This is a genomic window from Streptomyces regalis, assembly GCF_001509475.1.
Lineage (GTDB): Bacteria > Actinomycetota > Actinomycetes > Streptomycetales > Streptomycetaceae > Streptomyces > Streptomyces regalis.
The window spans coordinates 1-17,998 of sequence record NZ_LLZG01000420.1; the positions used below are offsets into that span (position 1 = coordinate 1).

The window sequence follows — 17,998 nt, forward strand, 5'->3', positions numbered from 1 at the left end:
TCCCCCCTCCCACGCCCCGCCCGATCGCCCAGCTTCCACGATGAGACCGTACGTGCGGCATGCGCACACCCGTACCCCACTACGGCAAAGTCACCCTCAACGGCGAACACGGGCACACCCGTTCGCTTTTCGGCTCCATCAGCGGCTTTGCGGGCGCTCCGCGCCCCCCAGGAGAGCGGACACGGCGACGCTCCGCGTCGCCGTCACGGGAAGCGATTCCTCCCCGGCGTGAACGCCGGGGCATCCTCGCAAGAATCAGGTGAGGTGGCACGCCACACCCTGTGGGGGCTTCGTCGGAGGGTTCGCGCCCGGCGCCGACATGGGCCGCGACGGCTGCTCACTGCACGGCATCGTGCGCCATCCGTACGACCTGTGGAAGGTGCGGCACACGCATCACCTGCGTCGCTACAAGGCCGGCCACGTCATCGTGCTGAAGGCCCTGTTCGACCAGCTCACCGAGGCGAAGGCGCTGGACCGGCTCGGCGATCCGGAGTGGCTGGGCGCGGCGGTCGCCAAGCTGTCGTCGTACACCTCGTGGTACGCCCCCCAGGGCAACCGCCTGGTGGAGGCGACCATCAAGAGCCTCGGTACCTGAGCGGCCACCCGAGAGGCACGGCCTTGATCCGGGAGGTCTGTTGTCAGTGCGCGGCGAACTGGAGCCGGGTCGGCTGCAGGACATCCGGCCGGATCGCGAGGGCGTCGACCGTCAACGCCTCTCCGTAGATGTCGGTGATCCTGATCGCGCCGCCGCATCCGCTTCCCTGCTCGGAGAGGAAGTAGTTGTACTCGGTGCGCGCCAGCCGGCGCCAGCCGCCGCCGTCGCGGACCTCCAGTCGGGCCACGGGGTTGCGGTGCCCCACCGCCTGGATGCCGCACCAGTGCGGGCTGGACCCGGTCTTGTAGCGGATCGAGATCGTGCCGGACGTGCTGGGGCTCAGCAGGCTCCAGGTGACCGGGATCCGGCCGGCCGAGGGGATGGCGAGCTTGGCGAAGGCCTGTGCGCTCAGGTCGAGTTGGCCGGGGGCGCAGGGAAGGGGGCATTCGTTGGTGATGCGGACCGTGACGGAGGCGCCGTTCGCCGCGCGGACGCGTACGTACGCCCCGCACGCCTTGGACGTCTCGTAGTCCGTGTGGTTCATCGCCGCGGTCATGAGGTCGTCGGTCGGGCCGTAGAGGCAGGCGCCGTTGCCGTCTCCGGCGTCGTAGAAGGTGGCCACTCCTTCGTAGGTGCCCTCGGGGCGGATCCGTCCCGCCAACGGTGCGGAGGCCGAGACCGGTTGGGGAGCCGTCCTGGCGGAGGGGGATGGTGGGGTGGTTTTGGCGGACGGTGCGGTCGGGGACGCCTTGGATGGCTTCGGCTTCGGCTTCGCCTTTGGTTTCGGCTTGGGCTTCGGCTTCGGGCTGGCGCTGCGCGCCGTCTGCGGAGTCGTCGACTGGCTGCCGGCGACGGGCGCGGTCGCGGCATGCCCGGCCGTGGGGTCCCCGTCGGGGCGAAGGGCCATGATCAGGGATATGACGAGCACGACGGCCGCCACTGCGACGGCAGGGACGAGGCCCGTGCGTCGCTTGCTCGGGGAGCGGCGGTGGGAAGGGGATGCCACGGATCAGTCCTTACGCGGTTCGGCAGAGGCAGAGCACGTGAGTGGGGCGTGGGGCTCCCGTGCGGGGAGGTGCCCATGCATCAGTGGCCGCCGGGGCCGAAAAGGTTGCCGGTTGGTTCGGCAGGTTCGGCAGGTCCGGCAGGTTCGGCACACTTGGCTTGCCGCCCTCTCGCTCGCCGGTACGGAAAATTCCTGGCGGCTCGAAACGGGCAGCGTTACGGCCGACCCGACGGGTGCCGAGCTGCCGGAGAGGGGGGGATCTGCGGCAGGCCGCGCTCGACGGTGTGGTGGAGGCGGTGCGGGCGCGCCCGGAGAGGGCCCGTTGGGATGCGGTGTGGGCGCTTCTGGTGCGGGCGGTGGAGACCGGGGCCCCGGACCTGGTCGTCGTCCCCGCGTCCACGCTCGCCTCACTGCGCCAGGAGCACTGGAACGTACCGCCGTCGATCGAGCAGCTCGCCGGAGTGGTGTCCCTGTCCCGGCGAGCCGACCACGCGGCGCACCGAACCACGGGGGTCGCCGGGAAGGGGGCCGATGATCACGGGTGGTCCCATGAGCGGGGGTGGTCCGATGAGCGGGGGTGGTCCGATGAGCACGGGTGGTCCGGGGACGCCCCCAGCCCCGCCTCAAGGCATGCCCGGAGTCGCCGGGGTGGGGGGTGGTACCCCCACCCCGGCGACTGGACCGCGACAAGCTCTTCGCCGCCCGGCTGCATGCCGCCCGGATCCGGCCCTACCTGGCCACGGCGTTGTTCGCCCTGCACGTCGTGGAGTCGAGGCGGGTGCCGACGATGGCGTCACCGGACCAAACGCTCTGTCAGAAAACCTCGCTCACGGCCTGGAGCGCCCCTACGGGCTGGCGCTGGCCACGCCGCTTTCGTCGACGGTGAACTGCCCGCTCGCGGATCCGTTGAAGGTCCCGTTCTTGATCCACTCGCTCAGTGCCGCCTTGAGCGTGGCATGGGGGCCGGCCCAGGGCTCGCCAGGGAGCCCGCCGTAGGGCGTCCCGGATGCCGGGGTGCAGCGTGGGCCGGAGCAGCCTTCGAATTGTAGGGCGTGGCTTGCGCACCGCACCTGCACCAGCACCTTGTTCGTCATCGACGCGGGGAGGGCGTTGAAGATGGCGGACGAGTTGGCCACTCCTCCGGGCACGCCAAGGTCCTCGAACCCCTGCACGACCAGCGTGGGTGGGGTCAGCTGTCCCGCGACGGTGGTATTCCAGCCGTAGCTGGAAAACGTTGGCGAGCGGTTGAGGCCGGTCGGGTTGTTGGGGTCGCTTCCTCCCCATTCACGCCCCACGGTCTCCTGCTCCCTGAGCTGCGCCGCGAGCTGCTCCGGGCTGCCTGGGACGACGTGGCCGGTGCAGGCCGCCTCGCGGTCCGGCGGCATGAGCCAGGTTGCGGCCGCGGCTTCGAAGGGGGTCACATGCAGCGGGAAGGTGAGGAAGCCGCCGGGCGGCGTCGTCTCCTCTGTCGGTCCGGTCGGTCCACCGAAGATCGGCGACAGGAACACGACACGGTTGACCTTCGCGATGACCTCGGCGCTTCCGGGGAGGACCGGGTTGGCCGCGTACAGCGTCCGTCCGACGCGCTCCGCGCCGAGCGAATGGCCGATCAGGGTGACCTTGCCGTCCGTCGGCTGGGCGCGCGCGATGGCGTCGTCGATGACCTGGCGGATGTCGCGTACCCAGACGTCGGTACGTCCGAAGCGGACATTGCTCGAGTGGGCGCGCCGCTCCCCGCCGAGCGGATTGGTCAAGAGATGCATCCCCTGCTGATCGAGGGGGAAGATCGGGTTGTGCGTGCGGTCGCACCCCTCGGGCCAGGAACAGCTGCCGTCCGCGTTGTAGGGTCTGAGGCTCGCGTTGCCGGGATCGTCAAGGCCGTTCTCGAAGCGCGTCGAGCGGCCGTAGCCGAGCAGGCTCGGGGCGAACGTGTCGATTCCCGCCCGCGCGAGTCCCTCCTGCGTGCTGAGCCGGCCGCCTTCCGGGGCGGTGTGGCGCAGGTCGAACACCGCGGGGCCCGGTTGGAGACGACCGTGGATCAGCACCGCGGCCCTGTTGGTCACCCCTGGGCATTGGCCGTTCGCGTACACCGGCCGGACGCGATGCACCTGGATCCTCGCCGGGCGCCCTGCGAACTGGGGGTCCGGCATGAGCCTGGGCGGCACCCTGAATGTCAGAAAGTGATTGCTGGTGGCGACGCCGGTCGGCACTTCGTCGCATTGCTGGGCCGACGGCTTGGTGGCAGCAGCCATCGATGTTGTGCCGGAGCCGAAGGCACTCAAGATCAGGCAGACGCTCAGCAGGAGCCACCGCCTACGCGCGCCGGTCCTGCCACGTAGCCCGCGCCCGGACCGCTTCAGTCTCCCGTTCGCACGCCTACTTTGCGCGCGATCGTGGTTCTCCGGGGCTGTGTGCATGGCATCTCCCGATGAGGCTGCTGCGTATCGGTCCGGCACGGTCGCCTGGAGGCTGTGCGCGTCCCGTCGACTGAGGCAGTTGATAGGTGCATCCTTCGGCGTTTTGTAGCCCCCCTGCCAGGCAGGCTCGGCCAAGCGGATGGTGGTGCCCCGCCGAGTGGTGTAGCCATCCGGACCGTGCGGCTCCGTTCAGCGCCGTGGCGCACGCGCCGGCCGGCCCGCCTCCCCGGTTCTCCGCGCCGCTCACGGGTGTCATCACCGCCATCCGGCGCGGAAACGACTACATCGCTCCATTGAGCTGCGGAGTCGCGAACTCCGCATCCCTACACCACGTCGCGGGACGCGACCCCGGACGGTGGTGGGACTGTTTCCCCGGCGGCACGCTTTCCGGCCGTACGACGAGGACGATCCCGAGTACGTGCCGGACCAACCACCCTTGTGGGCAAGGGTGGTTGACATCGGATAGGCCTCCACACCCGTCCCGCAGCCTGCTCGGCCGCACCTGAACCGGCTTGCGTAGTCTTGGTGATGTCTCTGGCGGCAGCCACGGACGGGGGGAACATCATTCACCCGAGCGAATCCGAAGGATCAGCGAACGTGTCGTTGAAGAACAGCCGCCCCAGGGTCGCCGCCCTGGCCCTCATGGTGGCGCTCGCCGGCTTCGCCGCGGCAGGACCAGCCGCGGCAGCCACCCCGCCGACCACCACCGCGACGTCCACGGCCCCGACCGGCCAGACGCCCGCCATACCGACCGAGTTCGTCGACCTGCCCACGAGCACCCTCGTCGCCGACGACGCCGCTCACGAGGTCACGCTCACCTACCGCAACGAGTCGTCGGCGGATCGCGCGATCGCCCCGCAGCTTCTGGTGGAGTCGCCGGACGCCGGGCCGTTCCTCGACTCGTCGGACATCCGGGTCGAGCGGCGCACCGCCACCGGCTGCTGGGAGGCCGTCGACCTCGGCAGCCAGACCGGCACCCTGTTCACCGACCTCACCACCGCCCAGCGCACGCTGCCCGCGGGGGACACCCTCACCGAGGTCTACCGGGTCACCGCCCTCAACCCGACGGCCGAGGGCACGGTCCATCCGAGGGTGGCACTCTTCGGCTGAGCCCTCACCTGCACCACGTCATGACACCGCCGGCCCCGAGGTCCTCGCCTCGGGGCCGGCGGCGTCAGGGGCGGGCGCCATCCCCGGGGTGGACCTGACGCCCGGTCCGTACTGCGTTCTCAGTAGCCGGGATTGTCGGCAGCCGCACGACGACACGACCCCCCTGCACCGGACAGCCTGGGCAGACGTTCGAGTCCCAGATGTGGAGACCCCTGCCGTGGCTACTTTCCTGTATCGAGTGGGCCGTTTGGCCTTCCGGCGGCGTTGGTACGTCGCCCTGGTCTGGGCGGCCGTTCTGGCCGCCGTCGGGCTGGGTGCCCTGAAGGCCCCGGGAGCCTCCGACGAGGGGTTCTCCATGCCGGGCATCGAGTCCCAGAAGGCGTTCGACCTGATGGAGGAGCGTTTCCCGGGTGCGACGGCCGACGGTGCGACCGCGCGGGTCGTCTTCGTCGCGCCGGGCGGTGAGAAGGTGACCGCCGCCGAGAACAAGAAGGCCGTCGAGGAGGCCGTGGCCGAGCTGGGCGACGGCTCCCAGGTCGCGGGCGTCGCCGACCCGTTCCAGGCGAAGGCGGTGAGCAAGGACGGGACGACGGCGTACGCGACCGTCACCTACAAGGTCGCGGCCGAGGACCTCACCGACGCCGGCAAGACCCACCTGGAGCGGGCGCTCGACGAGGCCCGGGACGCGGGGCTGACCGTCGAGGCCGGCGGCAGCGCGATGGACGACGGGGGCGGCGCGGGCGGCGCCGCCGAGGTCATCGGCATCGCGATAGCCGCCGTCGTCCTGCTCGTCACCTTCGGATCCCTTGCCGCCGCCGGGCTGCCCCTGCTGACCGCCATCATCGGCGTCGGCGTCAGCATGGCCACGATCCTCGCCCTGGCCAGTGCTCTCGGCCTGTCCGCCACGACCGGCACCCTCGCCATGATGCTGGGCCTCGCGGTCGGCATCGACTACGCCCTGTTCGTCGTCTCGCGGTACCGGGAGGAGCGCGCCAAGGGCCGTACGCCGCAGGAGGCGACCGGGATGGCCGTCGGTACGGCCGGGTCGGCGGTCGTGTTCGCCGGGCTCACCGTCGTCATCGCGCTGGCCGGGCTGTCGGTGGTCGGCATTCCGATGCTCACCAAGATGGGGCTGGCCGCGGCGGGCGCGGTCGTCGTCGCCGTGCTGATCGCGCTGACGCTGGTCCCGGCGTTCCTCGGGTTCTGGCCGAACGCCGTGCTGTCGAGGAAGGCCCGCAAGAGCGGCCGTATCGAGGAGGGCGGCGAGAACAACGGCGGTACGCGCTGGGCGCGGTTCGTGCTGCGCCGTCCGCTGCCGGTGCTGCTCCTCGGCGTCGTGGGCCTCGGCGCGCTCGCGGTGCCGATGACGGAACTTCAGCTGGGCATGCCCGGTGACGAGGCCAAGTCGACCTCCACTACCGAACGCCGGGCCTACGACGCGCTCGCCGAGGCCTTCGGGCCGGGCTTCAACGGGCCGTTGACCGTCGTCGTGGACGCCGAGGGCGACGCCGATCCGAAGGGCGCGGTCACGACGATCTCCGAGGAGATCGGCGCCACCGAGGGTGTCGTGTCCGTCTCTCCGGCCCGCTTCAACGACGCCGGTGACACCGCCGTCTTCTCGGTCGTGCCGTCCACCGCGCCGACCGACGAGAAGACCAAGGACCTGGTGACGGTCATCAGGGACGCGCGTCCCGGGGTCGAGGCCGAGACCGGGGCGACCTTCGAGGTCACCGGCACGACCGCGCTGAACATCGACATCTCGGACAAGGTGCAGTCCGCGCTGGTGCCGTATCTGATCGTTGTGGTCGGGCTTGCGATCGTCCTGCTGATGGTGGTCTTCCGGTCCCTGCTCGTCCCGCTGAAGGCGGCCCTCGGCTTCCTGCTGTCGGTGCTGGCCTCCCTCGGCGCGGTCGTCGTGGTCTTCCAGCAGGGGCACGGCGCCGAGCTGCTGGGTGTGGAGCAGACCGGGCCGATCATGAGCCTGATGCCGATCTTCCTGGTGGGCATCGTCTTCGGGCTCGCCATGGACTACGAGGTCTTCCTCGTCTCCCGGATGCGGGAGGCATACGTCCATGGCGAGTCGGCCCCGCAGGCGGTCACATCCGGCTTCCGGCACAGCGCCCGCGTGGTCGTGGCCGCCGCGCTGATCATGATCGCGGTCTTCGCCGGGTTCATCGGGGAGAGCGACTCCATGATCAAGATGATCGGGTTCGGCCTCGCCTCCGCCGTCCTGTTCGACGCCTTCGTCGTACGGATGGCGATCGTGCCGGCCGTCCTCGCCCTGCTCGGCGACAAGGCCTGGTGGCTGCCGAAGTGGCTGGACCGGATCCTGCCCCGCGTCGATGTGGAGGGGGAGGCGCTCAGCCGGCGGTCCGAGGCGGAACCCGCACCGGACGCACCGGACGCACCGGACGCCCCGGACGCCCCGGCCGACCTGGAACCGGCGCGCACCTGATCCGACCGCCCACCCTCACCGGGACCGCCCGTGACGAAGGACACGGGTGGTCCCGTCGGCCGTTCCCACCCGGAGGCGTCCACCATGGACCGAGCCCACCGACCGGAGAGCACCATGAGCACCATGAGCACCAGCCCGGAGCGGCGCTACGCGGACCGCATCGAGGGGTTCACGGACCGCCACCCGCTCGCCATCGACGTGGTGCTGGTGATGGCGCTGATGGGCTGCGCGACCCTCGGCAGCATGCTCACCCTGCCCGGTGCCGACCCGCCGGGCCAGGACAAGACCGCCACCGCCCTGCTGGGCCTCTCCTGCCTCGCCCTGCTCAAGCACCGCACCCACCCGCGCATCGCCGTCGTCGTGTCCGCGGTCTGTGCGGTGATCGTGATCGCCCTCGGGTATCTGCTCACCCCCCTGCTGCTGGCACCCGTCATGGCGGCGCTCTACTGGCTGGCCACCCTCACCGAACGCCGGACCACCCGTGTCTACGGCGTCACCACCCTGGTTGCGGTGATCGTCGCGGCGGCGATCTCCGACTCCATGGACCACATCTCGCTGCTGCTCAGGACGATCGGCCCGTTGTTCTGGCTGCTGCTGCCGCTGGCCGCCGGCAACATGACCCGGCTGCGGCGCGCCTACCTGGCGGCGGTACAGGCCCGCGCCGAGCACGCCGAGCGCACCCGGGAGGAGGAGGCCCGCCTGCGCGTCACCGAGGAGCGCATGCGCATCGCCCGTGAGCTGCACGACGTCGTCGCCCACCACCTGGCCCTGGCCAACGCCCAGGCCGGTACGGCCGCGCACCTCGCGCTCGACAACCCGCCGCAGACCAAGAAGATCCTCACCGACCTGACCGGCACCACCTCCTCCGCGCTGCGCGAGCTGAAGGCGACGCTGGGGCTGCTGCGTCACAGCGGGGACCCGGACTCCGCCTCGATGGAGCCGGCGCCCGGGCTCGCCCGCATGCCCGAACTGGTCTCGGCGTGCGCGTCCGCTGGGCTCAAGGTCACGGTCACCACCGAGGGGGAGCCACAGTCCCTCTCACCGGGAGTCGACCTGACCGCCTTCCGGATCGTGCAGGAGGCGCTCACCAACGTCACCAAGCACGCCTCCGCCCAGGCCGCGCAGGTCCGCTTCGAGTACGCCGGTTCCCGCCTGATGATCACGGTCAGCAACGACGGTCCCACGACCCCCACGCCCCCCACGGATCCCGCAGCCTACGAGGCCGTACAGAGCAAGGGCTTCGGCGTCATGGGTATGCGCGAACGCGCCCGCTCCATCGGCGGTGAGCTGTGCGCCGGTCACCGCCCCGAAGGCGGCTTCGAAGTCTCCACGGCGCTCCCACTGCACCCGCACGCCCCGGAAGAAGAGAGAACTTCTTGACTCGGAGGAGGCTTTCACCTGGCCGGTGTCGGGCGTGTCCGCCCGTGTACAACCCTTGGTTCCCCTCAAGCGTCATGTACACGGCCCCCCACGCCTACCTCTGTCCTCCGAACCTGGAGCAGTCTTGCGCCTACGCACCATGTTCGTCGCCGTGGCCGTCGCCGCGGCGGCCACGGGCCTGACCCTGACGCTCGTCCCCACGGCGAGCGCGGTCACCACCAAGGCCGACGACTTCAACGGCGACGGTGTCGCCGACCTCGTCGTGGCCACGCCCGAAGCCCCCGTCGGCAGCTACCCGGCCGCCGGCTCGGTCACCGTCCTCTACGGCTCCGCCGACGGCGTGTCCCCCGCCCGTTCGGCGACCCTCACCCAGAACTCCGCCGGCGTCCCGGGCGACGCCTGGTCCAACGAGCTCTTCGGCAGCACCTACGCCACCGGCGACCTCGACGGCGACGGCTACACCGACCTCGTCGTCGGCGCGCCCGGCGAGCGGGTGCCCAACAGCAGTTCCTACGGCACCCTCACCATCCTGTGGGGCGGTGCGAACGGCCTGAGCGGTGACGGCATCACGATCGCCAGTCCGCTCGCCACCAGCCAGTGGGACGCCGAGAAGGACTTCGGCAAGAAGGTCGTCGTCGCCGACCTCGACGGCGACGGCACCCCGCAGCTCGCCGCGCTCAGCCGCAACAAGCTGTGGGTGTACGACGACCTGCCGGGCCGTACGGCGCCGACCGGCGCCCGGTACGCCGAGAACTTCAACGCCTACATCGAGCCCCGCACCCTCACCGCCGGAGACTTCACGGGTGCCGGGCGCGCTCAGCTCGTCGTCACCGGTCCCGAGAACTGCGACGGCACCACGGGCGGCTGCCAGCACACCGGCGTCTACACCTGGGGCGCCGACAGCCTCGACGAGGTCTGGCTGACCGACCCGGCCTCCGGCACCGCCGACGCGACGGAGGCCCCCACCGTCGCGGCCGCCGCGGGCGACGTCGACCACGACGGCTACGCCGACCTCGTCACCGGCCACATCCCGGCGTCGGCGGCCGCCGCGGGCGAGTACTCGGACGCCGCGGGCTTCGTCCACGTCCGCTACGGCAGCCCGGAGGGCCTCGGCGCCCACCGCACCGCCACCCTCGACCAGAACACCGCCGGCGTCCCCGGCTCGAACGAGCCCGGCGACAACTTCGGCGCGTCCCTCGCGGTCGGCGACGTCACGGGTGACGGCTACGCGGATGTGGCGGTCGGCGTGCCCGGCGAGGCGGTCGGCACCGTGGCGCAGACCGGCGGGGCGGCCCTGCTCAAGGGCACGGCGACCGGCCTGACCGGCGCCGGAGCGCAGGCGTTCTACCAGACCACCAGCGGGGTGCCCGGCGCCGCCGAGGCGGACGACTGGTTCGGTTCCGCCGTGCGGATCGCCGACGTCGACGGCAACGGCGCGGCCGACCTGGCGATCGCGGCGAAGGGCGAGGACGTCTTCGCCGGGTCGACGCGAGACGGCGGTGACTGGGTGCTGCGCGGCTCGGCCACCGGACTGACGACGACCGGCGCGATCTCCTTCAGCGAGCGGGCCTTCGGCTTCACCTACCCGAACGCCGAGTTCGGCTCGGTCCTGGGCAGCTGAGTCCCGGCTCACGCTGAAAGGCGCGTGGGGGCGTCCGGCAGTGTGCCGGACGCCCCCACGACGCCGCGTGGCCCTCTTCAGGCCGTACGGGCTACGGAATCCCGCCCGTTGCTGCGCCGCTACGCGGCACAGGTCTCGGGCGGGATTCCGTGACTTCCTGTTTCATCGCGCTGTGCCAGAACAGGTTCTGGTCTTACCGGCGCTCCGCAGGCTGATGCCGCCAGTCCGGCGGCCGCTTTCACGTTCTTCGCGGCGTTATGGTCCCGGTCATGCCGGGTGCCGCAGGAGGGACAGGTCCATTCCCGCACGCCCAGGGGCTTGGGTCCGTCCCGGTGCCCGCAGGCGGAGCACACCTGGCTGGTGGGCTCGAACCGGCCGACCTTCACGAAGGTACGCCCGTACCGCTGCGCCTTGTAGTCGAGCATGGCCACGAACTGGGACCAGCCCGCATCGTGCACACTCTTGGCCAGCCTGCTGCGCGCGAGTCCACACACCGCCAGGTCCTCCACCGCGACCGCTTGGTTCTCGCGGATCAGCCTCGTGGACAACTGATGGTGGAACTCCTTGCGCGCATCAGCCACTTGAGCATGGGCACGGGCAACCTTCAGGCGGGCCTTCTCCCGGTTCCTCGATCCCTTCTGCTTACGCGACAGCTCCCGCTGCGCCTTCTTCAGCTTCTTCTCCGCCCGGCGCAGAAACCGCGGAGGTTCGATCTTCGTGCCGTCGGAGAGGACGGCGATGGGGGTCCCCCCGGACGGAGTCTGGGGGAGCGTCAGGCCCAGGTCGATACCGATCGCGGCATCTGGCTCCGGCTCGTCCCAGCGGGTCTGGTCGGTTCCGGGATCGGTGTCGATGACAAAGCTCGCGAAGTACCTTCCGGCCGCGTCCCTGATCACCGTCACGCTCGACGGCGTCACGGGCAACTCCCGCGACCACTTGACCTTGATCTCCCCGATCTTCGGCAGCGACAGCCGCCCGTTGCCGGTGATCTTCCAGCGGGCGTTCGCGGTGAACCGGATCGCCTGCCTTCGGTCCTTGCGGGACTTGAACCGGGGCGCACCCACCTTCTTGCCCTTGCGCTCGCCCTTGAGAGAGGCGAAGAAGCTCTTGTACGCGGCCTCGGCATCCCGCAGGGACTGCTGCAGGACAACCGCGGAGACCTCGCCCAGCCAGGAGCGTTCCGATGTGTTCTTGGCCTGGGTGATCAACTGCTGGGACAGCACGGCCGCGGTCGGGAAGGGTTCCCTGGCCCTGCGGGCCTGTTCACGAGCGCGTACCGCGTCGTTGAACACGACACGGGCGCACTCGAACGCCCGTGCCAGCGCGGTGCGTTGGCCGGACTCCGGGTACAACCTGAAGGCGTACCGAAGCTGCATGCGGTGATCGTACGAACGATCACACGTGCTGCCTCTGGGAACATCCGTTCTCCAACTCACCGCCACGGCACAGTCCGGCTCCGCCGGAACGACACTGCGGCACTCCGCGCCGCAGCCACGAGATCGGCTTCACCACCGGCGTGAACGTCGATGCACTGCCGATGAAACCCGGTAGCCGTAGACCGACGCGATCATGGGCGACCCTCGGTCAGCAGGACGACGGCGGTCCCTGAACCGCCCATGGAACCGGCGGCCGCCGCCGCCGGCCCCGGAACCGCCGTGACGAGGCCCGCCGCGAGCGCGGCGACGCCAGTGAGCGCCGCGAGTATGTGGCGCGTACGCGCGTTCAATGTGCCCCCACAGTGAATGAGTGGCCGCCGGACCTCTCCCCCTAGGTGAACGGACGGCGTCATCACTCATCCACACGGCAGCGGCGAAACACTAATGGGCGGCCGGTCGGCTGTGAAGATCAGGGGGCACCTTTGATCCTCTGCCCCCTTTGGGATGAACAGATCAAGGACGGCCGACAGGAGAAGTCGGCAAGTTCTTCCTTGTGCGCGTGACGGGCTTGACCTCGAATGCCGCGTCCACCTGCGCTGATCGCCACACGGGTCTAGCGGTCCCCATCGAACCACCAAACCAATGCGTGACAGATTATTGACGTCCGTTTTTTGTTTGACACATACTCCGATGGCGCCGATGGCGTACCACACAGGAACCGCTCGGGAGTGGTGAGGGCAATGAAGCCAGAAGACGTCCGTTCCAGAAGTGCCGCAAGCCGCAGTGAACTCACGGTCCTGGGGCTGTGCTTCGCGGTGATCTTGTTCGACGGTTACGACCTCATCGTCTACGGGGCCGTCGTTCCGGCCCTGCTGCAGTACCAGCCCTGGGGGCTGACCCCCACCGAGGCCGGGATGATCGGCAGCTACGCCCTCATCGGGATGCTGGTCGGGGCGCTGGTCGCGGGCGCGGTGACCGATCTCGTCGGGCGGCGGAAGGTGATGCTGATCTGCGTCAGCTGGTTCTCGCTGGCCATGGTCGGCTGCGCGGTGGCGCCGAGCGCCGAACTCTTCGGCTTCTTCCGCCTGCTCGGCGGGCTCGGCCTCGGCGGTGTGATGCCCACCGCGATCGCCCTGACCGCCGAGTACTCGGCCGCACACCGGCGCAGTCTCAACAACGCGCTGATGTTCTCCGGCTATCCCGTCGGCGGGATCCTGTCCGCCGTACTGGCCCTGGCGCTGCTGCCGGAGTTCGGCTTCCGGATCATGTTCTGGATCGGTGCGCTCCCGCTCGTGACCGTCGTCCCCCTGCTCTGGCGGTTCCTGCCGGAGTCCACGAGCTACCTCGCGGCCAAGGGGACACCCGCCGGGCCGGGTGTGAAGCGAGGTGTCGCGGCCATGTTCACCAGGCGCCACCTCGTGCCCGCCCTGCTGTTCGCGGTCACCAGCTTCTTCGGTCTGCTGCTCGTGTACGGACTCAACACCTGGCTCCCGCAGATCATGAAGGCGGCGGGCTATCCGCTGTCCAGCTCGCTGCTCTTCCTGGTGATGATGAACGTGGGGGCCGCCGTCGGTTCCGTCCTGGTGGCGCCGATCGGTGACCGGCTGGGCATGAAGCCGGTGACCGCGGTGACGTTCGTGGCCGCCGCCGTCTCCATCTATCTGCTGAGCTCGCCCATGGCGGCCTGGGTGATGTACGCGCTGGTGGCCGTCGCCGGGTTCGGCACCATCGGTACCCAGATCATGGTCAACGCCTACGTCGCCATGCACTTCCCGCCCGAGGTCCGCGCGACCGCGCTGGGCTGGACGCTGGGCATCGGGCGGCTCGGCGCGGTCGTCGGACCGACCTTCGGTGGCTTCCTGCTCGCCTCCGACCTGGACATGGAGTGGAACTTCTACGCCTTCGCCATCCCGGCGGCCGTCGGCGCGCTGATGGTGCTCCTGCTCCCCAAGGGCGCCCGAGCCGCTTCCCCTTCGCCCGCGACCGACGGCACTGCGGTACAGGCGGCCTGAGCGGACGCCGGGACCTGCGGGTCCCGTCCGCTCGCGGAGAGTGAGCCGCAGGCCGCCATCCCGTGGCAGGGACAGGCGGACCGGACGTCTTCCCTGCGCTGCCGGTCCGCTGAACGGCGTACTGCTCGGCTGCGGAGTCCCGCGCGGCTTCGTGCGCCCGGCCTCGCGGACATGGAACCGCCCCTGCTGCGTCGGAGAAGTATCCGATGCGGCAGGGGCGGTTCGTCGTCCGAACAGGAGCGACCAGCCACGAGGGCGCCGCAGCCGGCCGACGGCCCACCGCGGCCCCCTCAGCGGAGCGTCTACGCCTTGAGCAGGGCGGCCGTCAGTTCCTCGGGGCGGGTGAACTGGGCCTCGTGGGTGCCGGCGTACTCGATGACCGGGGTGTCGGGGCCGAGGCGCTGTGGGAAGCGGGGGGTCCAGCCGTACTCGCCCGGGGGCAGGGCCAGGTCCTCGGTGCCCACCACGTAGGAGGCGGGGACGCCGAGCGCGGCCGGGTCGACGGGGGTGACGGTCTCGGTGAAGTAGCGCAGGGGCTGGGGCACCAGCAGGCCGTGGACCAGGCGCTGGGCGCTCTCCTCGCCGTCCTGCATGAAGGCCGAGGTGAACACCTCGTACGGGAAGAGGATGCCGTCGTTCCCGGACGCGGCGGCGATCTGCCGGAACATCTCCGCGTAGTGCGGCGGGACCTCGTCCATCAGGGACTGACCCTCGGCCGGGACGAACGCGCTCCAGTAGACGAGTTTGCGCAGGCGGGGCGCCAGGCGGGGCGCCGCCGCGGTGAGCGGGTAGCCGCCCCAGCTGTGGCCGACCAGGGTGACGTCCCGCAGGTCGTGCCGCTCGACGAGGTCGACTATGAAGTCCCCGACGTCCGCCAGGCTGTGCTCGCGCGGATCGTCCCCGTCGGCGAGGCCGGGCAGGTCCGGGGCGAGGACGCGGTGACCGGCGGCGCGCAGCCGCTCGGCGACCAGGCGCCAGGTCCAGCCGCTGTGACAGGCGCCGGAGATGAGGACGAAGGTATCTGCCATGCCGTCTCCTTTGACGGAGGGGGCCGGGGCCCCTGAAAGGGTGCCGTCCTGAAGACGGCCGTCGCATGGGTGAAATATCGATCGTCTGTGAGACGATCGTCAAGTGGTTGACGCGTATAGGGGTGGGGTCCTGCGGGCCCCATGGAGGTGCTTGTGAAACCGCGTTCGCTGGTCTTCGACCTGTTCGGCGACTATCTGCGCTATCGGGGAGGCGAGGTCCGGCTGCGCGGCCTGGTCGCGCTCATGGACTGCTTCGACATCCCCGAGAGCACGGTCCGTGTGGTGGCCGCCCGGATGCGCAAGGAGGGCTGGCTGGACAGCAGCCGGGAGGGCCGCGAGACCGTCTACGCCCTCACCGACGCCTCCTGGCGGCTGCTCGACGAGGGCCGGGAACGGATCTTCGGGCGGGCCCGGGGGCCGTGGGACGGTCAGTGGCACATGGTCATCTACTCGGTGCCCGAGGCCGACCGGGCCCTGCGCGAGCAGCTGCGAAAAGAGCTGTCCTGGCTCGGCTTCGGTCTGCTGTCGGCGTCGGTGTGGATCAGCCCGCACGACCGGATCGCCCAGGTCAGGGAGAGCTTCGCCGACCATCCCTCGGTGCGGATCGATGCACTGCACGCCCGCTCCGAGGGCGCAGCGGCCGACCGGGACATGGCCACCCGTTCCTGGGACCTGACGGCCCTGGGCAAGGAGTACGGCGAACTCCTCGATCGCTACCGCCCCCGCCTCGCCGGCTACCGCGCCGGGGAACTGCGCGGCCGGGACGCGCTGGTGGAGCGCATGCGCCTGGTCCACGACTACCGCATGTTCCCCTTCCGGGACCCCGACCTGCCGCCCGAGCTGTTGCCCGAGGGCTGGGTCGGCCGGCAGGCCCACGAGTTGTTCCTGGAGGCCCACGGGCTGCTGCGGGCGGAGGCGGAGGCCCACGTCGACGAGGTGGTGGGCGGCGGCACCGGGACGTAGGGCCGGGGCGGGCTGGGGTGTAGGGCTGAGACGCGGGAGAAAAGCGTTTCAGAATCTAGACGTCCGTCGTGTCAATGTCGTACGTTAGGGCTCAGGTCACCCCGAAGGAGTGAGTCCGCCGTGACGATCACCGACGAACGTGCCGCGCTGGAGAGGCTCTACGCCGACTTCGAGGCCGCGCACCTGACACCCCTGTGGACCCAGCGCGAGGGCCTGATGACGCAGGTCCCGCAGCCGGACGCCGTGCCCGCCCTGTGGCGCTGGTCCGTGCTGCACCCACTCGCCGAGCGCAGCGGCACCCTCGTCCCGGTCGGCCGGGGCGGCGAGCGTCGCGCCATCGCGCTGGCCAACCCGGGCCTGCCCGGCACCGCGTACGCCACCCCCACGCTGTGGGCCGCGATCCAGTACCTCGGCCCCGGCGAGGAGGCGCCCGCGCACCGGCACACGCAGACCGCGTTCCGGTTCGTCGTCGAGGGCGAGGGCGTGTGGACGAACGTGGAGGGCGACCCGGTGGCGATGCGCCGGGGCGACCTGCTGTTGACGCCCGGCATGCACTTCCACGAGCACCACAACACCACCGACGAGCCCATGGCCTGGATCGACGGCCTGGATATCCCGCTGGTCCGCCAACTGGACGCCGGATTCTTCGAGTTCGGGCCCGACCGGCTCGCCACCCGGGCGACCCCCGCCGCCTCCCGCAACGAACGCCTCTGGGGCCACCCGGGCCTGCGCCCGGTCGGTGCCCCCGCCACCCCTTCCTCCCCGCTGATGGCGTATCGCTGGGAGCACACCGACGCCGCGCTCACCGCCCAGCTGGAGCTGGAGGACGAGGGCTTCCCCGGCGTGCTGGAGCCCGGTCACGCGGCCGTACGGTTCACCGACCCGGCCACCGCCCGGGACGCCCTGTCCACCATCCGCACCGAGATGCACCGGCTGCGCGCCGGGGCCCGTACCGCAACCACCCGCGTGGTCGGCTCCGCCGTCTGGCAGGTCTTCGACGGCACCGGCACGGTCGAGGTCGGTGGCGAGCGGTACGAGGTGACGAAGGGCGATCTGTTCGCCGTCCCGTCCTGGGCCCCGCTGACCATCACGGCGGACACCGACACCGGCCTGGACGCCTTCCGTTTCTCCGACGACCCCGTGTACGAGGCGATCGGCCTGGCCCGCACGCACCGAGAGGAGCCTTCCGCATGAGGCTCGCCACCATCCGCACCGCCGAGGGCACCCGCGCCGTCCGCGTGGACGACGCCGCCGCCGTCGAACTCGGCCACCCCGACCTGGGCGCGCTGCTGCGCCGCCCCGACTGGCGGGCGGAGGCCGCCGCCGCGGACGGACCCGGGCACGACCTGGCCGGCCTGGACTACGCGCCGCCGGTGCCGTCCCCCGAGAAGATCGTCTGCGTCGGGCTCAACTACCGGAACCACATCCTGGAGATGGGCCGCGAGCTGCCCGAACACCCCGCCCTCTTCGCGAAGTTCGCCCGCTCCCAGGTCGGCGCGTACGACCCGGTCGTGCTGCCCGCCGGATCGGACGCGGTGGACTGGGAGGCCGAACTCGGCGTGATCGTGGGCGCCGAGGTCCGGCACGCCACGCCGGAGCAGGCGCGGGCAGCGATCGCCGGGTACACGGTGGTCAACGACGTCACGGCGCGCGACTTCCAGTACCGCTCGCCGCAGTGGCTGCAGGGCAAGACCTTCGAGGCGAGTACGCCGGTCGGCCCGTGGCTGGTGACCGCCGAGCCCGGCGACGCCCCGCTGTCGGCCGAGCTGAGCTGCACCGTCGACGGCGAGCTGATGCAGAAGGCCGACACCGGTGACCTGGTCTTCGACCCGGCGGCCCTGGTGGCGTACATCTCGCGGATCGTCACCCTCGTCCCCGGCGACCTCATCGCCACCGGCACCCCCGGCGGCGTCGGTCACGCCCGCAAGCCCCCGCGCTATCTCGGCGAGGGCAGCGAGCTGGTGACGCGGGTCGAGGGCGTCGGCGAGTGCCGTAACACCCTGGTGAGCGGCGACGCTCCGGTGAGGGGCTGACC

Annotated in this window: 14 protein-coding genes and 3 pseudogenes; 12 read left to right on the forward strand and 5 right to left on the reverse strand. The window is 70.8% G+C overall.

From position 1 onward, the window contains the following. Window positions 1-259: 259 nt before the first annotated feature. Window positions 260-595 carry a hypothetical protein gene (locus ADL12_RS48165; RefSeq protein WP_208614779.1) on the forward strand — a complete coding sequence of 112 codons (336 nt, stop codon included), beginning with the start codon at window positions 260-262 and terminating at the stop codon, window positions 593-595. Window positions 596-638: 43 nt separating this feature from the next. Here ADL12_RS48165 and ADL12_RS48170 read toward each other — a convergent pair whose 3' ends face one another. Next, entirely contained in the window at window positions 639-1,601 is a 963-nt protein-coding gene (locus ADL12_RS48170) for an expansin EXLX1 family cellulose-binding protein (protein WP_062715563.1), read from the reverse strand. A 220-nt stretch (window positions 1,602-1,821) separates the two neighbouring features. Between ADL12_RS48170 and ADL12_RS57575 the strand changes: the two are divergent. After that, window positions 1,822-2,119 (forward strand): annotated as a pseudogene (locus tag ADL12_RS57575) (AAA family ATPase); the annotation flags it as partial. A gap of 137 nt (window positions 2,120-2,256) precedes the next feature. Then, window positions 2,257-2,394: pseudogene (locus ADL12_RS58825) on the forward strand (DUF2201 family putative metallopeptidase); the annotation flags it as partial. Window positions 2,395-2,446: 52 nt separating this feature from the next. Here the strand turns inward: ADL12_RS58825 and ADL12_RS48175 are convergent. Continuing rightward, window positions 2,447-3,853 (reverse strand): alpha/beta hydrolase family protein, encoded by a 1,407-nt coding sequence (locus tag ADL12_RS48175; RefSeq protein ID WP_159053516.1) that lies wholly within the window; start codon window positions 3,851-3,853, stop codon window positions 2,447-2,449. A 490-nt stretch (window positions 3,854-4,343) separates the two neighbouring features. Here ADL12_RS48175 and ADL12_RS58870 point away from each other — a divergent pair. The 5 genes and pseudogenes from ADL12_RS58870 to ADL12_RS48195 all read left to right on the forward strand — a co-directional run. Further along, a pseudogene (locus tag ADL12_RS58870) lies at window positions 4,344-4,484 on the forward strand (DUF2201 family putative metallopeptidase); the annotation flags it as partial. Between the two features lie 131 nt (window positions 4,485-4,615). Further along, on the forward strand, window positions 4,616-5,128 hold the full coding sequence (locus ADL12_RS48180) for a hypothetical protein (protein WP_062715567.1): 513 nt from the start codon (window positions 4,616-4,618) through the stop codon (window positions 5,126-5,128). A gap of 217 nt (window positions 5,129-5,345) precedes the next feature. Then, a complete protein-coding gene (locus ADL12_RS48185; RefSeq protein WP_062715569.1) occupies window positions 5,346-7,583 on the forward strand; it encodes an MMPL family transporter in 2,238 nt (745 codons plus the stop codon). A gap of 123 nt (window positions 7,584-7,706) precedes the next feature. Continuing rightward, window positions 7,707-8,963, forward strand: a complete 1,257-nt coding sequence (locus ADL12_RS48190; RefSeq protein ID WP_062715624.1) for a sensor histidine kinase — start codon at window positions 7,707-7,709, stop codon at window positions 8,961-8,963. A gap of 124 nt (window positions 8,964-9,087) precedes the next feature. Further along, window positions 9,088-10,584 carry an FG-GAP-like repeat-containing protein gene (locus ADL12_RS48195; protein WP_063806830.1) on the forward strand — a complete coding sequence of 499 codons (1,497 nt, stop codon included), beginning with the start codon at window positions 9,088-9,090 and terminating at the stop codon, window positions 10,582-10,584. A 119-nt stretch (window positions 10,585-10,703) separates the two neighbouring features. On the opposite strand, the gene ADL12_RS48200 is transcribed toward ADL12_RS48195, so the two are convergent. Together ADL12_RS48200 and ADL12_RS54760 are read right to left on the reverse strand one after the other, a co-directional pair. Then, a complete protein-coding gene (locus ADL12_RS48200; RefSeq protein WP_062715573.1) occupies window positions 10,704-11,960 on the reverse strand; it encodes an RNA-guided endonuclease InsQ/TnpB family protein in 1,257 nt (418 codons plus the stop codon). Between the two features lie 191 nt (window positions 11,961-12,151). Further along, window positions 12,152-12,310 carry a hypothetical protein gene (locus tag ADL12_RS54760; protein WP_159053517.1) on the reverse strand — a complete coding sequence of 53 codons (159 nt, stop codon included), beginning with the start codon at window positions 12,308-12,310 and terminating at the stop codon, window positions 12,152-12,154. Window positions 12,311-12,700: 390 nt separating this feature from the next. Here ADL12_RS54760 and ADL12_RS48205 point away from each other — a divergent pair, with 390 nt between their 5' ends. Then, complete coding sequence (locus ADL12_RS48205; RefSeq protein WP_167364486.1) at window positions 12,701-13,972, forward strand: MFS transporter; 1,272 nt, start codon at window positions 12,701-12,703, stop codon at window positions 13,970-13,972. A 302-nt stretch (window positions 13,973-14,274) separates the two neighbouring features. Here ADL12_RS48205 and ADL12_RS48210 read toward each other — a convergent pair whose 3' ends face one another. Then, complete coding sequence (locus ADL12_RS48210; RefSeq protein ID WP_062715575.1) at window positions 14,275-15,000, reverse strand: alpha/beta fold hydrolase; 726 nt, start codon at window positions 14,998-15,000, stop codon at window positions 14,275-14,277. 153 nt (window positions 15,001-15,153) lie between these two features. On the opposite strand from ADL12_RS48210, the gene ADL12_RS48215 reads away from it, so the two are divergent. From ADL12_RS48215 to ADL12_RS48225, 3 genes are all read left to right on the forward strand, one after another. Beyond that, window positions 15,154-15,963: a PaaX family transcriptional regulator gene (locus ADL12_RS48215; protein ID WP_062715577.1), complete on the forward strand. Its 810-nt coding sequence runs from the start codon at window positions 15,154-15,156 to the stop codon at window positions 15,961-15,963. Between the two features lie 120 nt (window positions 15,964-16,083). Continuing rightward, window positions 16,084-17,157 carry a cupin domain-containing protein gene (locus ADL12_RS48220; protein ID WP_062715579.1) on the forward strand — a complete coding sequence of 358 codons (1,074 nt, stop codon included), beginning with the start codon at window positions 16,084-16,086 and terminating at the stop codon, window positions 17,155-17,157. Continuing rightward, window positions 17,154-17,996 (forward strand): fumarylacetoacetate hydrolase family protein, encoded by an 843-nt coding sequence (locus ADL12_RS48225; RefSeq protein ID WP_062715580.1) that lies wholly within the window; start codon window positions 17,154-17,156, stop codon window positions 17,994-17,996. The genes ADL12_RS48220 and ADL12_RS48225 overlap by 4 nt, the downstream gene beginning before the upstream one ends. The last annotated feature ends 2 nt before the right edge of the window (window positions 17,997-17,998 follow it).

What these genes read in the sequence shown, in the direction of transcription:
- ADL12_RS48190 (WP_062715624.1), top strand. Translation starts at nt 7,707, where the DNA reads ATGAGCACCAGCCCGGAGCGGCGCTACGCGGACCGCATCGAGGGGTTC.
- ADL12_RS48225 (WP_062715580.1), top strand. Translation starts at nt 17,154, where the DNA reads ATGAGGCTCGCCACCATCCGCACCGCCGAGGGCACCCGCGCCGTCCGC.
- ADL12_RS48175 (WP_159053516.1), bottom strand. Translation starts at nt 3,853, where the DNA reads ATGGCTGCTGCCACCAAGCCGTCGGCCCAGCAATGCGACGAAGTGCCG.
- ADL12_RS48205 (WP_167364486.1), top strand. Translation starts at nt 12,701, where the DNA reads ATGAAGCCAGAAGACGTCCGTTCCAGAAGTGCCGCAAGCCGCAGTGAA.
- ADL12_RS48210 (WP_062715575.1), bottom strand. Translation starts at nt 15,000, where the DNA reads ATGGCAGATACCTTCGTCCTCATCTCCGGCGCCTGTCACAGCGGCTGG.
- ADL12_RS48200 (WP_062715573.1), bottom strand. Translation starts at nt 11,960, where the DNA reads ATGCAGCTTCGGTACGCCTTCAGGTTGTACCCGGAGTCCGGCCAACGC.